At 40.0% G+C, this 18,137-nt stretch carries 18 protein-coding genes and 1 pseudogene; 14 read left to right on the forward strand and 5 right to left on the reverse strand.

The genetic code is table 11. The features are described 5' to 3' along the window. Window positions 1-283: 283 nt before the first annotated feature. Together ACI2IW_RS12675 and ACI2IW_RS12680 are read left to right on the forward strand one after the other, a co-directional pair. The gene (locus ACI2IW_RS12675) at window positions 284-1,120 is read left to right on the forward strand and encodes a cation transporter (RefSeq protein ID WP_057758797.1); all 837 of its coding nucleotides are present in this window, start codon (window positions 284-286) and stop codon (window positions 1,118-1,120) included. A gap of 433 nt (window positions 1,121-1,553) precedes the next feature. Beyond that, the gene (locus ACI2IW_RS12680) at window positions 1,554-1,712 is read left to right on the forward strand and encodes a transposase (protein WP_224737862.1); all 159 of its coding nucleotides are present in this window, start codon (window positions 1,554-1,556) and stop codon (window positions 1,710-1,712) included. A gap of 37 nt (window positions 1,713-1,749) precedes the next feature. Here ACI2IW_RS12680 and ACI2IW_RS12685 read toward each other — a convergent pair whose 3' ends face one another. Beyond that, on the reverse strand, window positions 1,750-1,959 hold the full coding sequence (locus ACI2IW_RS12685) for a helix-turn-helix domain-containing protein (RefSeq protein ID WP_058025361.1): 210 nt from the start codon (window positions 1,957-1,959) through the stop codon (window positions 1,750-1,752). Window positions 1,960-2,043: 84 nt separating this feature from the next. On the opposite strand from ACI2IW_RS12685, the gene ACI2IW_RS12690 reads away from it, so the two are divergent. Both ACI2IW_RS12690 and ACI2IW_RS12695 read left to right on the forward strand, forming a co-directional pair. Continuing rightward, window positions 2,044-3,336, forward strand: a complete 1,293-nt coding sequence (locus ACI2IW_RS12690) for a hypothetical protein (RefSeq protein WP_057758801.1) — start codon at window positions 2,044-2,046, stop codon at window positions 3,334-3,336. A gap of 128 nt (window positions 3,337-3,464) precedes the next feature. Beyond that, window positions 3,465-3,713, forward strand: a complete 249-nt coding sequence (locus ACI2IW_RS12695) for an antitoxin VbhA family protein (protein WP_057758803.1) — start codon at window positions 3,465-3,467, stop codon at window positions 3,711-3,713. A gap of 781 nt (window positions 3,714-4,494) precedes the next feature. Here ACI2IW_RS12695 and ACI2IW_RS12700 read toward each other — a convergent pair. Further along, window positions 4,495-4,776 (reverse strand): annotated as a pseudogene (locus tag ACI2IW_RS12700) (elongation factor P hydroxylase); the annotation flags it as partial. A gap of 299 nt (window positions 4,777-5,075) precedes the next feature. Here ACI2IW_RS12700 and ACI2IW_RS12705 point away from each other — a divergent pair. The 6 genes from ACI2IW_RS12705 (at window position 5,076) to lysM (ending at window position 9,587) form a co-directional block, all read left to right on the forward strand. After that, window positions 5,076-5,669 carry a DUF177 domain-containing protein gene (locus tag ACI2IW_RS12705; RefSeq protein WP_134292644.1) on the forward strand — a complete coding sequence of 198 codons (594 nt, stop codon included), beginning with the start codon at window positions 5,076-5,078 and terminating at the stop codon, window positions 5,667-5,669. Between the two features lie 318 nt (window positions 5,670-5,987). Further along, entirely contained in the window at window positions 5,988-6,170 is a 183-nt protein-coding gene (gene rpmF, locus ACI2IW_RS12710) for a 50S ribosomal protein L32 (RefSeq protein ID WP_057758809.1), read from the forward strand. A gap of 425 nt (window positions 6,171-6,595) precedes the next feature. Further along, a complete protein-coding gene (gene fabD, locus ACI2IW_RS12715; protein ID WP_134292643.1) occupies window positions 6,596-7,564 on the forward strand; it encodes an ACP S-malonyltransferase in 969 nt (322 codons plus the stop codon). After that, window positions 7,561-8,289 (forward strand): 3-oxoacyl-ACP reductase FabG, encoded by a 729-nt coding sequence (gene fabG, locus ACI2IW_RS12720; RefSeq protein ID WP_057758813.1) that lies wholly within the window; start codon window positions 7,561-7,563, stop codon window positions 8,287-8,289. Before fabD ends, fabG begins: the two co-directional genes overlap by 4 nt. 269 nt (window positions 8,290-8,558) lie before the next feature. Next, entirely contained in the window at window positions 8,559-8,795 is a 237-nt protein-coding gene (acpP, locus tag ACI2IW_RS12725) for an acyl carrier protein (protein WP_057758815.1), read from the forward strand. A gap of 282 nt (window positions 8,796-9,077) precedes the next feature. Continuing rightward, complete coding sequence (gene lysM / locus ACI2IW_RS12730) at window positions 9,078-9,587, forward strand: peptidoglycan-binding protein LysM (RefSeq protein WP_057758817.1); 510 nt, start codon at window positions 9,078-9,080, stop codon at window positions 9,585-9,587. 131 nt (window positions 9,588-9,718) lie between these two features. Here the strand turns inward: lysM and ACI2IW_RS12735 are convergent, their stop codons facing one another. Both ACI2IW_RS12735 and queG read right to left on the reverse strand, forming a co-directional pair. Beyond that, window positions 9,719-9,790, reverse strand: coding sequence for a hypothetical protein (locus ACI2IW_RS12735; RefSeq protein WP_404693882.1), 72 nt, complete (start codon window positions 9,788-9,790; stop codon window positions 9,719-9,721). Window positions 9,791-9,809: 19 nt separating this feature from the next. Further along, window positions 9,810-10,967 carry a tRNA epoxyqueuosine(34) reductase QueG gene (queG, locus tag ACI2IW_RS12740; protein ID WP_404693857.1) on the reverse strand — a complete coding sequence of 386 codons (1,158 nt, stop codon included), beginning with the start codon at window positions 10,965-10,967 and terminating at the stop codon, window positions 9,810-9,812. Window positions 10,968-11,212: 245 nt separating this feature from the next. On the opposite strand from queG, the gene ACI2IW_RS12745 reads away from it, so the two are divergent. Next, window positions 11,213-13,045: an NAD(P)H-hydrate dehydratase gene (locus tag ACI2IW_RS12745; RefSeq protein WP_404693858.1), complete on the forward strand. Its 1,833-nt coding sequence runs from the start codon at window positions 11,213-11,215 to the stop codon at window positions 13,043-13,045. A 22-nt stretch (window positions 13,046-13,067) separates the two neighbouring features. On the opposite strand, the gene ACI2IW_RS12750 is transcribed toward ACI2IW_RS12745, so the two are convergent. Then, complete coding sequence (locus ACI2IW_RS12750; protein ID WP_101204858.1) at window positions 13,068-13,565, reverse strand: DUF4124 domain-containing protein; 498 nt, start codon at window positions 13,563-13,565, stop codon at window positions 13,068-13,070. 976 nt (window positions 13,566-14,541) lie between these two features. On the opposite strand from ACI2IW_RS12750, the gene ACI2IW_RS12755 reads away from it, so the two are divergent. The 3 genes from ACI2IW_RS12755 (at window position 14,542) to ilvC (ending at window position 17,898) form a co-directional block, all read left to right on the forward strand. Then, a complete protein-coding gene (locus ACI2IW_RS12755) occupies window positions 14,542-16,254 on the forward strand; it encodes an acetolactate synthase 3 large subunit (RefSeq protein ID WP_404693883.1) in 1,713 nt (570 codons plus the stop codon). Then, window positions 16,254-16,751 (forward strand): acetolactate synthase small subunit, encoded by a 498-nt coding sequence (gene ilvN, locus ACI2IW_RS12760; RefSeq protein ID WP_057758828.1) that lies wholly within the window; start codon window positions 16,254-16,256, stop codon window positions 16,749-16,751. Before ACI2IW_RS12755 ends, ilvN begins: the two co-directional genes overlap by 1 nt. Window positions 16,752-16,881: 130 nt before the next feature. Then, window positions 16,882-17,898 (forward strand): ketol-acid reductoisomerase, encoded by a 1,017-nt coding sequence (gene ilvC / locus ACI2IW_RS12765; RefSeq protein ID WP_101204856.1) that lies wholly within the window; start codon window positions 16,882-16,884, stop codon window positions 17,896-17,898. Window positions 17,899-18,137 lie beyond the last annotated feature (239 nt).

The raw sequence follows: 18,137 nt of genomic DNA on the forward strand, positions 1-18,137 counted from the left end.
CATTGATTATAATTGACATGATATTTTTAGAAAGTAAGCGTAATAAATAAGCACATTGATGCCGATTATCACAAACAAAATGAACTAGCGTCGTATTCACTCTATACGGAAAAATACTTTTTATACTTGAGTATGTTTATAAAATGTGAACTGGAAGGTAATGTTACTTAGACAGGCTGGGCATTTGATGTATAGTGTCATTTGCATTTCACTATTTATCAATTTCTCAGCCTGTTTTTTTTCAGCCTACTTTTTGAACCACCACCCGGATATAAATGTAACTATGAATAAAACAACTTTTAAAATATCGAAGATGGACTGCCCTTCGGAGGAAAACCTAATCCGAATGAAATTAGAGGGCCACTCGAATATTGAACATCTTGAGTTCGACATTCCTAACCGTCAATTAACTGTGTTTCATCATGACAATATAGAAGGGATAGAGACTGCTATTCATGACCTAAAATTAGGAGACACCCTACTCTCGACCGAAACCATTGACCCCTCTGATCCCAACAATAATTTTAAAATTGATGCTGACTCTAGTCACAAAAAAGATGCTGAGCAAAGAAAGCTACTATGGATAGTGCTGGTCATTAACTTTGCTTTCTTTATTATTGAAATGAGCACGGGACTGATTTCTCGTTCGATGGGGTTGGTCGCCGACAGCTTAGATATGTTAGCAGATAGCTTGGTGTACGGAATTAGCTTATTTGCGGTCGGTGGAACGGTCATTAAGAAAAAACGGATTGCTAGAATTGCCGGATATTTTCAAATTACGCTAGCGATTCTTGGTTTTTTAGAAGTACTAAGACGTTTCTTTGGCAATGAGCAGTTACCTGACTTTTCTACCATGATAGTCATATCGATTCTTGCGCTAATTGCAAACTTGATTTGCCTCTATTTACTACAAAAATCGAAAAGCAAAGAAGGAGAAGAAGCCCATATGCAAGCCAGTATGATTTTCACTTCAAACGATGTGATTATCAATTTAGGGGTAATTGTTGCAGGGATTTTGGTTAATTGGTTACACTCTAGTACGCCTGATTTGATTATTGGTAGCATCGTATTTGCTTTAGTTATTCAGGGCGCCTTTAGAATATTGAAGTTGAGTAAGTAGCCAAGCCTAATAACTGAAGCAAATAGCTCAAGTAAGTAGCTTAATTAAACCGCTAAGTGTAAAGTAACTGGGTTTGAAGCAAATAAACATCATAAGGATATGAGACCTCAAGCAATGATTGAACAAACTTTAAATCTAGTCACCACCAAAGACCATCAGCAAGTTGCCGTTTGGCGAATAATAGATGATGAAGTCTTTGATAAGAATCTGGTGGTGGTCAACTAATTTAGGACACTAATAAAATTCAAACCTACATCGCCATTACTTATAACCCTGAGTCGAGAACGGATAATAATTATAAGCGTTGGGGCAACTTTTATGACCGCCAAGATCTGTTAGTAGGTGACGAGTTGTGTCAGGTGGTTAATTTTCAGAGACCTTCCTAAATTTTGTGTAAGTATTTAATCTAAACGTCAGTTACACAGAATCTGGGATGGTCTCTCGTATTCTTTGGTTGCCACCCTACAGCCCTGATCTAAATCCCATTGAAAAGAAGTGGGCACAGGCAAAATTTCTACGTCAAGGCTGGATGGAGAATAATCTACCTAAGCTGTTTCATGATATGGGTTGTATCTCTTTTATTCTAGACTGACTATAGTTAACTATCATATTATTATGAATCGAACAATTTAGACTAGATCCTTAATATCTATATCCAATGCATCGCAAATATCATAGGCCTTTTTGAGAGTGACATTCTTCTCTCCACGCTCGATATTTCCCATATAACTTCGATCAATATCTGCCATCTCTGCCAGCACTTCTTGAGATATTCCTTTGCTTCTGCGCACATCACGGATACGCTTTCCAAAGGCTATCATGCGTTCATCTGTCTTCATCTCACCAACCACTGCTAAAAATAGCAATACTCACAGTGGTGGGCTATAATATCCACGGGATATAGTCGGTATTATGAGGTGAGTATGAAAACAAAACTAGAGTATCAGCCAGATATAACAGAAACTAATAAGCTGATCTGTGAGAGGTACTGGTTAAGAGAAGGCGATAAACGAAGTGGTTTTATATATACCTGTAAAGAAATAGGTCAAGAGTTTGATGTTAAGCATCAGGATATACCTAGTATCGTTAAAATAAATGCTCATCTTGTCGTACTAGACTGCCAATGCATAGACTGCGGTACAACTAAGATTTGCTATACTCGCTCACAGCTAACTCGATTGGATCTTATTAGATGGCGGTGTGATGATTGCAGGGCGGCGCTTGAAAAAAGAATGGATCAAGAGTACTTAGAGTATCGTCTTAAACAAGACCGTTTAGCAGAAGAAAAGAGACAGACCGCTCTAGAGTACATCAATCAATGCCGAAGCATTCAATTAAGCAGTATTCCTTCAGTCACTGAGCTTAACGATGTGGATAAACTTCTACTCGCAGCGACTGTAGAGAGCCTAGGGGCAGATAATATAAGGAATACAGTCTCTCTACGTGACAATTTATCATTACCTTTATCACCGTTCTCTAAATTAGATGAAGAGATACTACAGCATCTTTTTAACCGAAATCTGCTCATACTCGCTTCTGAAAATAGCTACGAATACGTAACTATCAACGAAGAAAAAGAGCTAGAGATAGATTTCTATCAAGCGATCTTTGAGTTTGCTTATAGTATTGAGAATCTTACTAAAATCTTGATAAACGCTAAATCTCAGAAAAATACCAGTGCTCTAGTAGCGAATGATCAATTTAAGAACTGGTGTGAAAAGTTACAGCTAGGAGAGTGTTTAAGCTACCTGATTACTAGGTCAAGATTGAACTATCTAGCACCGCCTATTGGCGAAAAGCTAATTAGTATTCTCAGATCATGTTTAGCTGAATGCTCTGTATCAACCATGCATTATATCATTTGGAAGTCTGTGGAAAATGCTGCTGCATACGTGCAAAAACCAGGTATTACTCGAAAACATGCTTCAAATTCTGTTTCTGGTAATATAGAGAGAGTATTCAATAAAATATACAGTGGTAGTTGGAGTCACAATAAATCTTTTCGCGATGCTAGCCACCCTCAGTCTGCAATGGCCAAAATATTTTTTGATTATGTATTTGCAGTAGATGATGGTGGTTTTCACCATACTCTTGATGAGCTATTCAGCCCATATAGGTCCCAAAAAACTTTAGAGCAAGTAAGTTACGCAACTCTAGGAGATGCTAGAAGTACGAATTATTCAGTCACAATAGCTCTTGATATTAAACAATCATGATTTACCGATGTCTAAATCACTAATACAATTAAATCAGCCGAATAAGACATAGCAATGAGAGAAAGATTGTCTAGATAGAAGACTATCTGACTTGCTGAACAATTTTATTACTACTGATAGGAGCTAGTATGGAAGATTCTAAATTTGAAGCATCGATTACCGATGATCGTCCTATCCTCGTTAGCAAACAAGAAATAGAAAAGCGCCGCCGCATTAACTTTGATACTTTGGGCAGCTTCGCAGTCGATAATATTCCTATTAACCCAGATACTCAGCACATCTTTCAAGACTTTGAGGAAGGTAAAATTGCAACTAGCAAGGAAGTAAAAGCTTTGCTACATGCTCACTATACTAAGATAGCGCTCGAAGATAATTAGCTCTTATAGTTTGAGCCCGACGTTGCTAAGCTATTATAGTATTGCTTTTCACAGCCAGTATCGAAAGATGAAACATAATTAATTGTGCTATTCAATCATATTTATCAAATCATTTCACCTATGTAAGATTACTAGTCCAGTATCACTAACTCTCGTCCAGCCATCTCCGAAATAAAGAATAACTATTCTGCCCACAAACATAATAATGCTATAGCTAGTCAGCTTATTCGCTTAGTGAATAGATAAGCATTAAGACCTAATATCACCGTGGTGAATTACATCCTTGGGTCTGCTTCTATCTACACTCGCGTGCTTTAATATTACCATCATTATATCCGTGTTCATATGATTCGATATCTTGCAACTGACAATACTATGTGCAAAGACGTTAATGATAAACATGAATAGCAGAAAACTACTTTTACTTCTACCTATCTGACATAGATAAAATCTACTGGATTAGAGGATGGTACGATTGATCAAAAGTAACCATTAATAGATAGACGTAGCGAAGCGCATCATGTCCGCGTTTATAGCTTAGATAGGATGATATTAGAAAGAATGCTTCTGAAGATGTGAAAGATACCTGAAAAACTTAATTGTTATGATACCTAATTGATAGAACGACCATTATCTTTTGGATAGGTAAAAGTGATTTGTTCTGATAGGTTGTAATAATCACCGAAGTGATAGTTTTAATTTAGATGCCTACAAATAATATAGCGATGTACACTATTAGAATAAGAGGTTTCTAGCATGTCAACCTATAAGGAGATGTGTGCATTTCATGTAAAGCACTAGCAAAAAAGCCATGAGCGAACTCAATTCTGGCAGGTTTATCATTTTGAGCAGGGAAATACTCTGGCTCACCTTCACTACGAACCAATATAACTTGCTGATCAGCGAATAAAGTATTAAATAACTGTATGAGCCAGTCGGTAGCTAATCGTTCGCTATCAATTATTAATTCTGCTGACAAAGGATTGTCAGATTGAGTACTACACAATTTTTGCCACTGACTTCTCCATTCTTTTAAATACTCATTTTTATCATGAGAGAGCATATTGCTAGATGACTTTTCAGTATGACTCTTTAATTGAATAAGCTGTTGTAGCAACGAACTTGCTTCAGTAGAAGAAAGTAAATCAGAAAAATTCATTTTATTATCGGATAGATTCATAGAGAAGACATTGACTTAATAAATACTAAAGACAAAAAACTTTAGGTAAAAAGGTAAGTAGTAAAAGAGCTTAAACAAATTTACTATCAAAAAATCTTAACATACTAGCGCTAGCAGAATATGGCACTTTCCGTTAGTATGGCAGGCAATATTATACACCGTTTTTATGAATGAGGCCGCGCATGTCAAGCACTCCAGAAACTAAACCGTCAGCACCTCAAGCTGACAATAAAAAAGCGCCTGTATCTACTGGCATGCCTGAGCATATTTCTTTAGATAAGTGGGCAGACACTGGTTATGAATGGTCAGGAGAGGTAAAACCAAGCTCGTTTGATCGTCTTGCTACTACTCTGAGCACTGAACATGAGCAGTCAGATATACAGCTCAACGCTAACTTGTATCGTCGCAACAACGTCTTGCATTTAGCATTTACTTTGACAGGTGATGTTTGGCTAACTTGTCAGCGTTGTTTACAACCAATCGCTATAGACTTGTCTGATGATTATGACATCGCGCTACTCGAAAACGATAGTCAGGTTCGTTTAGTTAAAGATGAACAAGATTATTTATTACTGGATGAAATCGTTACCGAGCAATCTCCAGAGCGTCTGTTACCATTTAAGAAATTGGTAGAAGACGAAATCTTGCTCAAAACACCAATGGCACCAAAGCATGACGATTGTGAAATGTCTGTTGAGCAGTTTGGTGAAATACCAGAAGAAGAGGAAGGTGAAAATCCTTTCGCTGCTTTAGCCTCGCTAAAAGGCAAACTATAAGCACTAAAACTATCTACTCGATGCATTTAAAAAACCTTTTATCAGCTTTGTACAGAAGAGTGCGAGGCAGGGCTTTATTAATTTAATAAACATGCGTATAATGTCCGGTTTATTGCATTCGAGCAACCTGTTGCTTGCTGATAGAAACTGACTGGGTAAATTTTTTATAAGATTCAGCCTTGGTCAGTGCTTTATGTGAGTGGCAATCTATTTAACTAATGATGCTTAAGACTTAGGTTGTTGTGATTATATAGCCTCTGTCAGTATCGACTTAAGCTGAATTTCAAGCTTATCCCTTTTAAGTATAGGAGCTATATCATGGCTGTTCAAAAAAGTCGTAAAAGCCGTTCTCGTCGTGACATGCGCCGTTCACATCACCGTATGGAAATTGCTGAACTAAGCGTAGATGCTACTACTGGTGAAAAACATCGTCGTCATCACATGACTAAAGATGGTTTCTACCGTGGTCGTCAACTGTTCAAAGTCAGCCAAGACGCCTAAGACATTGGCTCTATGATAGCTTAGGCGAAGATAATAATAGTACTGGTGACTATTATTATTTTTGCCTAATTATTATTAGTCAATAAGCTTTGAGCTAAAAAAAGCCAAGTTATTTCGCTATCATATATTATGTGGCTGGATAACTTGGCTTTTTGTTATTTATAACTAGACTTATTGCTTAATGCGCTTGTTATTTTTAGTAGATTTAAAAATGTGCTGATATAATCCGCTCCTTTAATTTGGGCAGCGTTACTCTTGCTGTTTGGTTTGCATCCGCTATGATAATAGTGTCTGTCAGTGTATAGTTTACTGACAATCCGTTTTCTTGCATAAATACTTGAAGTAGCGGCTTTGTATAACATCTAATAATATAATACACCCCATTGTTTTTAGGGATATTTCTAATCAGATAAGGAATATTGGTTATGGCTTCTGTACCCGATATGGTAAAAAAGCAACCCGCTCGTATCGCGGTCATTTTTCCTGGACAAGGATCTCAAGCAGTCGCGATGACGAGCGAGCTTGCCGAAATCTATCCAGAGATACGCGATACATTTACCGAAGCGAGTGATGCGCTTGGTGAGGATTTGTGGGCAATCTGTCAGGACGAAGAAAAACTCAATCAAACCCAATATACTCAGCCTGCGCTTTTGACCGCTAGTATTGCTATTTGGCGTGTCTTACAACAAAAAATAGAAGAGACGCCTTGTTATTTAGCTGGTCACTCTCTGGGCGAGTACAGTGCCTTGTGTGCTGCCAATGTGATATCGCTGGGTGATGCCGTTACTTTAGTACATAAGCGCGGTCAGTTGATGCAAGAGGCCGTTATAGGTGTTGATACTGCTATGGCTGCAGTATTAGGACTAGAAGACAACCGAGTCGAAAACTTGTGTGAGCAAGCAACCGAACATGTCGAAGATGCAGTAGTCGGTGCAGCCAATTTCAATAGTCCAGGACAAGTGGTTATCTCGGGTAACGCTGCTGGTGTCAATGCTGTTATTGATAAAGTCAAAAATACTGGCAAAAAATCTGTTCCTCTAAAAGTGAGTGTGCCGTCTCATTGCGCACTTATGGAACCTGCCAGCAATGCATTGGCTGAAATACTAGCGGGTATCAAGTTTGATCAGGCAACCATTCCTGTTATACAAAATCGTTATGCACGCGTTGAAACCAGTGCGGTCGGTATCAAGCAAGCATTGACCGAACAGCTGAGCGAGCCAGTACTGTGGTCAAAAACCATGCAAGAGTTAGCTGACAAGCAAATTAATATCTTAATCGAATGTGGCAGTGGTAATGTACTGAGCAATTTGGCGAAGCGTCAGGCGCAGCCAATCGCAAGCTATCCTACTGACAAGCCTGCCCGTCTAGAAAAATTATTAGAGGTGTTATCATGAGCCGTACGATTACATTAGTGACTGGCGCTAGCCGAGGTATTGGCAAAGCAGTGGCCAAACGTTTTGCCAAAGAAGGACATTTTGTTATTGGAACTGCGACCACTGAAAAGGGCGCTGAGCTTATCGATGACTACCTTCATGATACTGGTGGTATTGGTCGTGTTTTAGACGTACGTGATACTGCTCAAATTGACAAACTGTTTGAAGAGATTGAAAGCGTCTATGGTGCGGTACAAGTATTGGTTAACAATGCAGGTATCACTCAAGATGGCCTATTGATGCGCATGAAAGATGAAGATTGGGAAAACGTTATCGATACCAATTTGACCTCAGTATATCGCATGAGTAAACGTGCCGTACGCGGTATGATGAAAGCACGCCGTGGCCGTATTATTAATATCACCTCTGTAGTCGCTCAAATGGGCAATGCAGGCCAATCTAACTATGCGGCGACCAAGGCTGGCGTAGAAGGGTTTAGCCGTACGCTTGCACGTGAGATCGGTTCACGCCAAGTGACCATCAACTGCGTGGCACCAGGCTTGATCGAAACGGATATGACAGATGAGCTTGATGAGCGCCTATTGAACTCCATGTTAGATGCTGTACCTATCAGTCGTCTTGGTCAGCCAGAAGACATCGCTGCAGCGGTACATTTCTTGGCTAGCGACGAGGCCAGCTATATCACAGGCGCTGTGATTCCTGTCAATGGCGGCATGTATATGTAGTCAATATACGAGCGTTACATAGTTATAATAAAAAACTGTGTGAACGAGTGTAAACTATAATAAAGAGTGCTATAATGACGGATACTTTTAAGTCAAAGCCCTGTATGATAACAGGGGTTTATTAGACATCAGACAAACTGTATAACATGTCATAGAGTACTCAGACAGCATTGCTGGTCTGGCAAACGCATTTTATATACCATGCTATAGCGTTAAATAAGGCGATATAGCAGTTTATTAAAACAATAGATGATAACGGAGTGATCTACATGAGTAATGATATCGAGCTAAGAGTAAAAGCAGCAGTAGCTGAGCAACTAGGTATGAATGTTGAAGACATCAACAACGATGCTTCATTCATGGAAGACCTAGGTGCGGACTCTTTAGACCTAGTTGAATTGGTTATGTCATTTGAAAGTGATTTTGGTATCACTATTCCTGATGAAGATTCTGCAGAATTGACTACTGTTCAAAAAGCAATTGATTACGTACAAGCCCAACTATAATTTGCTGCTTATTTAGCAGATTTATAATGCCGCTTATCTGATTAGATAGGCGGTTTTTTTATGGGCGCGTGATTATTATCTTTAAACGCAGTAATCGAATTTAACATTGACTACGTCAATTCAACATTATTCAACATACTATTACTATCTACATCGACTCACTTTATCTATACTCGTAATGGTAAGTCGTAGAAAAAGACGCCAGTTAGACATTTAAAATATCGTTTGATTGCGTATTTCATTAAAAGAATGACAAATAATAATATTTCAAGGAGTAGATATATGGGTATGTTCAGTTTTGCAAAAGATATCGGTGATAAGATTTTTAACCGTGATGACGAAAAGCATGATGCTAAGACAGAAACGAAAGCAGATGCTAATACACCAGTACAAAGCAGTGAGCCGAGTGCACAATCAGTTGCTAATATTCTATTGCGCCGTATTCAGCAGCAGAACCTCAATATCAGTAACCTAAAAATTAAATATAATGGTTCTACAGATACTGCAGAAATTAGTGGTAATGCTAAAACTCAAGCTGATCGTGAAAAAGCCATTATCGCTATCGGTAACGTGCAAAACGTTGCAAAAGTTATTGATAACATCGATATCGAAGAAGATGCACCTGAATCTACAATGTATACGGTAAAATCTGGTGACAGTTTATCTAAAATCGCTAAAGAAGTGTATGGTTCATCTGGCGATTATATGAAGATATTCGAAGCAAACAAACCAATGTTATCTGATCCAGATAAAATCTATCCAGGTCAAGTATTACGTATTCCGAAGCCATAATTCTAGAAGAAGCGTATAGAAAAATAGTATTTTAAATATGAAATTCTAATAAAAAAAGCCTCTTATTATTAAGAGGCTTTTTTTATTTTGTACACTTCAAATAAACACTTTATCTCAGGGATATTTGATAGTTATAAAGTGATTGGTTGATTGGTTGATTGGTTGATTGGTTGATTGGTTGATTGATTGGTTAATTGGTTAATTGGTTAATTGGTTAATTGGTTAATTGGTTGAGTCTAGCTTATTGTGCTGCTCAGCTAGAGCCCATTCGATATGCTCATCTAGCATGTCATTATGTAAGGTCAATTTAGATTTTAATTGTTCGACTACTTCTAAGTTGGCATTAGCATTGCCAAGGCCGATAGCGATATTACGTAAAAAATTCACATAGCCGGTGCGTCTTAGCGGACTACCTTGAGTGTTCTTCATAAAGTCGGCTTCTTGCCACTGCCATAGTTCAAGCAAGCTACTATTGTCTAATCCATGTCTTGGTGCGAAGTCATCGACGGTAGTCAGATTGGCATAACGATTCCATGGACAGATTAACTGACAATCATCACAGCCAAAGACCCGATTACCAATTGCGCGTCGATATTTGGTATCGATGACACCATCATGTTCGATAGTCAAATAAGAGATACAAGCAGAAGCGTTGAGCTCATGGGGTGCTACAATTGCTTGAGTAGGGCATATGTCAATACAAGCGCTACAACTACCGCAATGCTCCTTAACTGGTTTGTCATCGGGTAGCTCAAGGCTCAAAAATAGCTCACCGAGTACAAAAAATGAGCCAGCTTGCTTATTTATAAGTAGTGTATGTTTACCTGTCCAACCAAGACCTGCTGCATCTGCAATCGGCCGCTCAAAGATAGGCGCCGAATCGCTAAAAGGTCTAAACACAAATTCTTTCTCTGAACCGATATCTAAATGTTGCCATTCAGGAAGCATTGTTTCTATCTTTAAAGCCAACTGCTTTAAACGGCTACGCATCGTTTTATGGTAGTCACGCCCTCTTGCATAACGCGCGATGATGCCTTTATTGGGATGATCATTATCAGTGACAGCACGCGGCGTCGGTGATTGAGTTAGATAATCCATACGTACGCTGATGATGGTCTTTGCGCCCTCGACTAGCTGATCAGGATGAGCGCGCAGATCATGGTTGTTATGCATAAACTGCAGTTGACCCTCATAGCCTTTATCTAGCCACTTCTGTAGTTGTTCAATCTGCTGAGTAAACAAAGGATGATGCACAGATAAAAAACCACAATCAGCAAATCCTAATGCCTGTGCTTGTGCTGTAATCCACTGCTTAACATCAGCTGTGGTTGTAAATACAGTTGGGTTCGTAATGGCGATTTTGTTTTTATCAGTAGGCATAGAGAGTAGGTGCTTATTAGATGGTTTTCTCGTTTGTTTTAATCAGATTATTCATATCTGACAATCAGAGATAATGTAAATACGGCTATGATAAGCCAGTGAGCAATGAGTGCAAGTATAAAAGAAAATAAACTCACATTCATATTGATACATAAGTCGAGGTAAGCTTTTGCTAAGCTGATATGAGAAATGAGCAACCAAATTTAAATAAAATAAAAAATGAGTAGAAACACCAAGGATAAGTTATGAGAAATAATACCAATTTATTACCTATAAAAAATACAAAACCTATCGCGCTATATAGTAGTGAGCAGGTTTATGCGATGGAACAGGCTTGGTTTGCAGAGGGATACGACAGTTTTGGTTTGATGAAACAAGCTGCTTGGCAAATGACACAGCAAATAGAACAGGTTTATGAGCGAAAAACCGTCAGTGCCAGCCATTCTACCAATACTAACGTTTATCAGCGTAGTGCTTATCCACGTCGAGCAAGTATCTGGGTAGGGAAAGGTAACAATGGTGGTGATGGCTGGCTTATCGCTTATTATTTACAGCAAGCTGGCTGGCAAGTAGAAGTAATAACAGTTGGCTTTAGTGAAAATGATTTTGATCTCCATGATCAATCAGTAACTTCTAAAACTCCTAACAATGGAGACAGCGATAGTAGCAATATTACTGACTCGATAAAGGCATTACAGATAGCTTTAGCTAGCAGCTGTCACTATCAACGATTTGAAGACATTGTTAGTCACGATGATGCGGATAAAAGAGTTTTGCCAGCTGATATCTATATCGATGCATTATTTGGTATTGGCTTAGATCGTGCACCAGAAGGCGTTTATAAATCAGCTATTAAAGCTTTTAACAACGTTACTCAGAAAAATAACACACTAGCAATAGCAGTTGATATTCCAAGTGGTTTAGTGGCTTCTACTGGTGAAGTGTTCGAGCGCATAGCAATACAAGCTGACGTGACTCTATGTTTGATTGCGCGTAAGTTTGGTCTGCATACTAAAGATGGTACAGATTATAGCGGAGACGTAATCGATATACCGTTGATACCTTATCAAAAAGCATGCCAGCAAACAGCTAGCCATCATACGATAGCTGAGAAAAATGCCAGTCAAGCATTTGAGCCAGTTGCCACGTTGATGACGGCTGCACATAGTATGAATCTGCGTCGCCAAAACAGCTATAAAGGCAGCTATGGTCATGTGCTAGTCATTGGCGGAAATCGCGTCGATGGCTCTCAGGGTATGGGTGGTGCTGCCATACTGTCTGCAGCCAGTACGATGGCGACAGGTGCTGGTAAAATAACAGTTGCCTGTCATGAGGCTTTTCATGGGTCGTTACTGACTTCATTGCCAGATGCGATGACTATTAATCTACATGACGCAAGCGGCGTAAGAGATTTAATCAAGCAGGCCAGTGTCGTTGCCATTGGGATGGGACTTGGCCGTGACGAAAAAGCCAACGCATTATTTATTGATTATGTACAGGCTGCTATAGAGAGTGAAAAATCAATTGTGATCGATGCTGATGGTCTTTATCACTTGGCATCACTGCACATGGGTAATCATGAGCTAATAACAGAGCTACGAAAATACAGTACGAATCATCGGGTTTGCTTGACGCCGCATAGTGGTGAAGCAGCTAGATTGCTTGAGCAAAAAGTAAGTAAGATTGAGTCAGATAGACTGCAAGCTATAAAACAGTGTGCCGCAACATATGGTGGTGACTGGGTGTTAAAAGGGGCAGGATCATTAGTGCTAGAGCAAGAAAAGGGAGGAGAAAACGTATACGTCTGTGATGTAGGTAATGCTGGCATGGCAACCGCTGGCATGGGTGATGTGCTATCTGGGGTGACCGCGGGACTATTGGCACAGCAAGATTTATCAGCAAAGGCACGTAGCTTACATCAAGCAGTTCTTATACATGGGTTCGCAGGAGATGTATTAGTAAATCAAAGGAATAGCGATTATAGTGACAATAATACATTACTAGTGGGACAACGAGGGCTACAAGCTCAAGATATGCCAGCAGCCATTCGTCACGTCATGCAGCTTATGATAGTTTGAGATTTGCTTTCAAGAGGTCTGGTTAGGTAGAAGGGTTGGAGCAATACTGAGTAATCGCTTGCTGTACGCGCTCGCGCTTAAGCTCAATCTCACGACCATCTAAATATTGACGTTTACCGTTGGCATCCATCTCATAGATACGGCCGCCTACATTCAGGTTGGTCAAGTTATTACGTAATGACTGACAGCGTTGGGCATTAGCCTGAGCTTCTTGTTCTTTAATACGTGCTTCAAGTGCTGCTACTCGTTGTTCTTCTGCAGTTTGAGCATTGCTGCTCTGGTTGGGATCTGTTTTTCCTGCCATTTGTCCTGCGTTGTTCTGTCTACCGTCACTACGAAACTCAATCAGTTCGATATTTTTGCCGACTTGCGGCGCATGTTGGCTATATTTTACCTCACCATGTGCTCCAATTGATTTATAAACTTGAATGGCCTGACTGGCATTCATGGATAGCATTAGCATACACGCGGTACTCATCAACAGTTTGGCAGCGGTATATATCTTAGACGCATATGCCATAGTAGCAATCCTCTTATTTAATAAAAATTAAATGTATATGGGTGTAAATATAACACTTGAACATTTTATTGGTAGTAATAATGTATCGACTATCGATTCTAGCAAATAATACTTATCAATGTATATTATTTAATAACTAATAGTTTGGGATAGGCTTTAGAAGTTTTTCTTGACAATAACTCGTAAACCATCGAATATAATAGCAGTTGATTGGTCAGTGAGCGGCTTTTACGATGTTGCCGTGGCACTTGAGAAAGAAAACGACGAGTTACTTATCGGTAGCTTACGCAGTTTTATTTCCTTTGTGATAATGATATAGCAAGCATAGTGGCATAACGACCACTGTTGATAGCGATACATTGTCTCCGGACTTATCTGTCTACAATGACTAAGATAAACTTATTATTTGAAATATGCTAAATGTGTTTTTAGCAGTTGTATCAAACGCGATATAGTACGCCGTTAAGAGATTTCCCCAAAGCCTATTGTAAGTTCTAAAGATCTTATAATTTAGCATTGACTATGAAGTTTTTTTGCTTGTGTATATCGATGCATCTGTACAAATAAAGTCACAATAGGTACTTGCTAGTATCGAATCTCAATAATAAGCGCCTTCTTTTATAGATGCACTCGCATCTTGTCACTGTATATCGATAAACATCCATCACAAAGCTGACCTAAAATACACTGCTATGTTTGATTAGTATTGTCCTATGAGACAGTGTTAATTAAACCTATTGGGCAGATATTCTTGATATGGACAAGAATTAGCGATCATTCAGTAAGTAAAAATAACGACGGTAAGTAATTATTTTTGCTCATAGAATCCCGCAAATTCTCGCCGCAAAAAAAGGTGATGACAGTGACGCAAACCACGCAAAGTCCGAACATGACGGGACATACCCAAACGGGTAATGCCGCCAAAAATTTTGAACAAAAGCAACAACGTCTTGCAGAAGGTAGTGCACAGCCTGTGATGCTATCGGGCGCTGAAATGCTGGTGCAAGCACTGACTGACGAAGGTGTCGAATACATCTTTGGCTATCCAGGTGGCGCGGTCTTACACATTTATGATGCGCTGTTTCAGCAAGAAAATATTGAGCACATCTTAGTACGTCATGAGCAAGCAGCGGGCCACATGGCAGATGCTTATTCGCGAGTGACTGGTAATACTGGTGTCGTGTTGGCCACATCAGGCCCTGGTGCGACCAATACCGTGACGGCTATTGCTACTGCCTTTATGGACTCCGTACCGATGGTTGTGATCGCAGGTCAGGTACCAAGTAGCCTAATCGGTGAAGATGCTTTCCAAGAAACAGATATGGTGGGCGTATCACGTCCTATCGTTAAGCATAGCTTCCAAGTACGCCATGCTAGCGAAATTCCAATGATTGTAAAAAAGGCATTTTATATTGCCCAGACTGGTCGCCCAGGCCCTGTCGTCATTGATGTGCCAAAAGACATGACTGCGCCTAGCGAAAAGTTTGCTTACGAATATCCAGAAGAAGTATTTATACGCTCGTATCAGCCTTCACTCAAAGGTCACAGCGGTCAAATCAAAAAAGCCATTGAAACGCTATTAGCAGCGCAGCGTCCAGTTGTATATGCAGGCGGCGGTGTGATTTGGAGCAATGCGCACGAAGAGTTAACAGATCTTGCACATCGTCTGAATTTACCAGTGACCAATACCTTGATGGGTCTTGGTACATTCCCTGGCTCTGATTGTCAGTTCTTAGGTATGCTTGGCATGCATGGTACTTACGAAGCCAATATGAGCATGCATCATGCTGATGTGATTTTAGCTGTCGGCGCGCGTTTCGATGATCGTGTGACCAACAACGTTAAAAAATTCTGCCCTAACGCAACCATCATTCATATCGATATCGATCCTGCTTCGATTTCAAAGACCATCCTTGCGCACATTCCTATCGTAGGCGATGTGAAGTCGGTCTTAAAAGACATGCTAGAGATTGTTGGTCAAGACAAGCAGTTAGAGCAGCACGCATTGCTCGATTGGTGGTCACAAATTAATGAGTGGCGTAAGCGTCATGGTTTACGTTATGACACTAGTACAGATAATGGCATTAAGCCACAAAGTGTCGTACAAGCTCTAGATAAAGTGACTAATAGTAACGCTATTATCACAAGTGACGTCGGTCAGCATCAGATGTTTGCGGCACTTTACTATACTTACAATGAGCCACGTCAATGGCTGAATTCAGGTGGTCTTGGTACCATGGGTGTTGGTTTGCCGTATGCAATGGCTGCCAAACTTGCCAATCCTGAGCGTGATGTAGTTTGTATTACTGGTGAAGGCTCTATTCAGATGAATATCCAAGAGCTATCGACCTGCTTGCAATATAACTTACCAGTTAAAATTCTGAACATTAACAATGCGCAGCTTGGTATGGTGAAGCAGTGGCAAGATATGCTATATGAAGGTCGTCATGCCCAGTCTTATATGAACTCCTTACCAGATTTTGTCAAATTGGCTGAAAGCTATGGTCATGTCGGTATCAAAATTACTGATCCTGCGACTATGGAAGCGCAATTAGCTGAAGCAATGGCTATGAAAGACAAACTGGTATTTATCGATGTTTACGTCGATCGTAATGAGCATGTATATCCAATGCAAATCGCTGGACAGGCCATGCGTGATATGTGGTTAACAAAAGGGGAGCGTACCTAATGCAACAACAACATCTGATTTCGGTATTGATGGAAAACGAAGCGGGTTCGTTGTCGCGGTTAGTCGGCTTGTTCTCACAACGTGGCTACAATATCGAAACTTTGAACGTCGCACCTACTGATGACCCAAGTATCTCACGTCTAACGGTTACGACCATTACGTCACCTGAAAGAATTGAGCAAATCACCAAACAATTGCATAAATTGATTGAAGTGGTTAAAGTGCTTAATCTGACGGAGAACGTACACGTTGAGCGTGAATTGATGCTTATTAAAGTCCGTGCAACAGGCGGTGTTCGTGAAGAGATCAAACGCAGCGCAGATATTTTCCGCGCACAAATCGTCGATGTAAATTCGAACTTATATACAATTCAAATCGTGGGTGACAAAGCCAAACTTGATGGTTTTATCGATGTGATTGGCCGTGAGCGCATTATGGAAGTGGTTCGCTCAGGTGTGATTGGTATTGCCCGCGGTGAAAAGACTCTAAGTATTTAATTATTTATCACAACCAGTTTAAACCAATATTTATCTAATCAACAAAGCGCTTATCTTAGTTATTATATTGACTACAGCATAAGCGCTTACTATCCATGGCAAGCCATGATTGAGAACAAGGACTCTATTTATGAACGTTTATTATGACAAAGATTGTGACCTATCTATTATCCAAGGTAAAAAAGTTGCCATTATCGGTTACGGTTCACAAGGCCATGCACACGCGCTTAACCTACAAGATTCAGACGTCGATGTCACTGTTGGTCTACGTGCAAATTCAAGCTCATGGAAAAAAGCTGAAAATGCTGGTCTAAAAGTCGCTGAAGTAGAAGAAGCAGTAAAAGCTGCTGACGTTATCATGATTTTGACGCCTGATGAGTTCCAAAAAGAGCTTTATAATGATGTAATCGAGCCAAATATCAAAGAAGGCGCTACACTAGCTTTTGCTCACGGTTTCGCAATCCATTACAACCAAGTGGTACCACGTGGCGATCTTGATGTCATTATGGTTGCACCAAAAGCACCAGGTCATACTGTACGTTCAGAGTTCGCTAAAGGCGGCGGTATCCCTGATCTTATCGCTATCTATCAAGACGCTTCTGGTCAAGCCAAACAGTTAGCATTATCGTATGCTGCTGGCGTTGGTGGTGGTCGTTCAGGCATCATCGAAACAACGTTCAAAGATGAGACTGAAACGGATCTATTCGGTGAGCAAGCCGTACTTTGTGGTGGCGCAGTAGAGCTAGTTAAAATGGGCTTTGAGACGCTAACAGAAGCGGGCTATGCACCAGAAATGGCTTATTTCGAATGTCTACATGAGCTAAAGCTGATTGTTGACTTGATGTATGAAGGCGGCATCGCTGACATGAACTACTCAATCAGTAACAACGCTGAATACGGCGAATATGTTACTGGCCCTGAAGTTATCAACGAGCAGTCACGTGAAGCGATGCGTAATGCACTAAAACGAATCCAGTCTGGTGAATACGCGAAGATGTTCATCTCTGAAGGCGCAACCAACTACCCATCAATGACTGCGCGTCGTCGTAACAACGCTGATCATCAAATCGAAATCACTGGTGCTAAGCTACGTGGCATGATGCCATGGATCGGTGGCAACAAAATCATCGATAAAGACAAAAACTAAGTTTTATTCAGATAAAAATCTGATTTAGATTAAATAGCCCATGTTATCACTTGATAGCATGGGTTTTTTTATGCAAAGTATTTGATAGATGCTTTTCGCTTTTATTTGAATCAGGGTTATCGGTTGAAAACCATTAATTGCTACCCAATATAAGCAGGCACCTTAACATTGGCCAAAGTGCCTTTACGATTAACATTCATCGTTGTTCTTACCCGTTTCTAAGTATTCGAAGCGGGTGG

It is taken from the genome of Psychrobacter sp. NPDC078501 (assembly GCF_044900935.1).
Taxonomy (GTDB): Bacteria; Pseudomonadota; Gammaproteobacteria; order Pseudomonadales; family Moraxellaceae; genus Psychrobacter.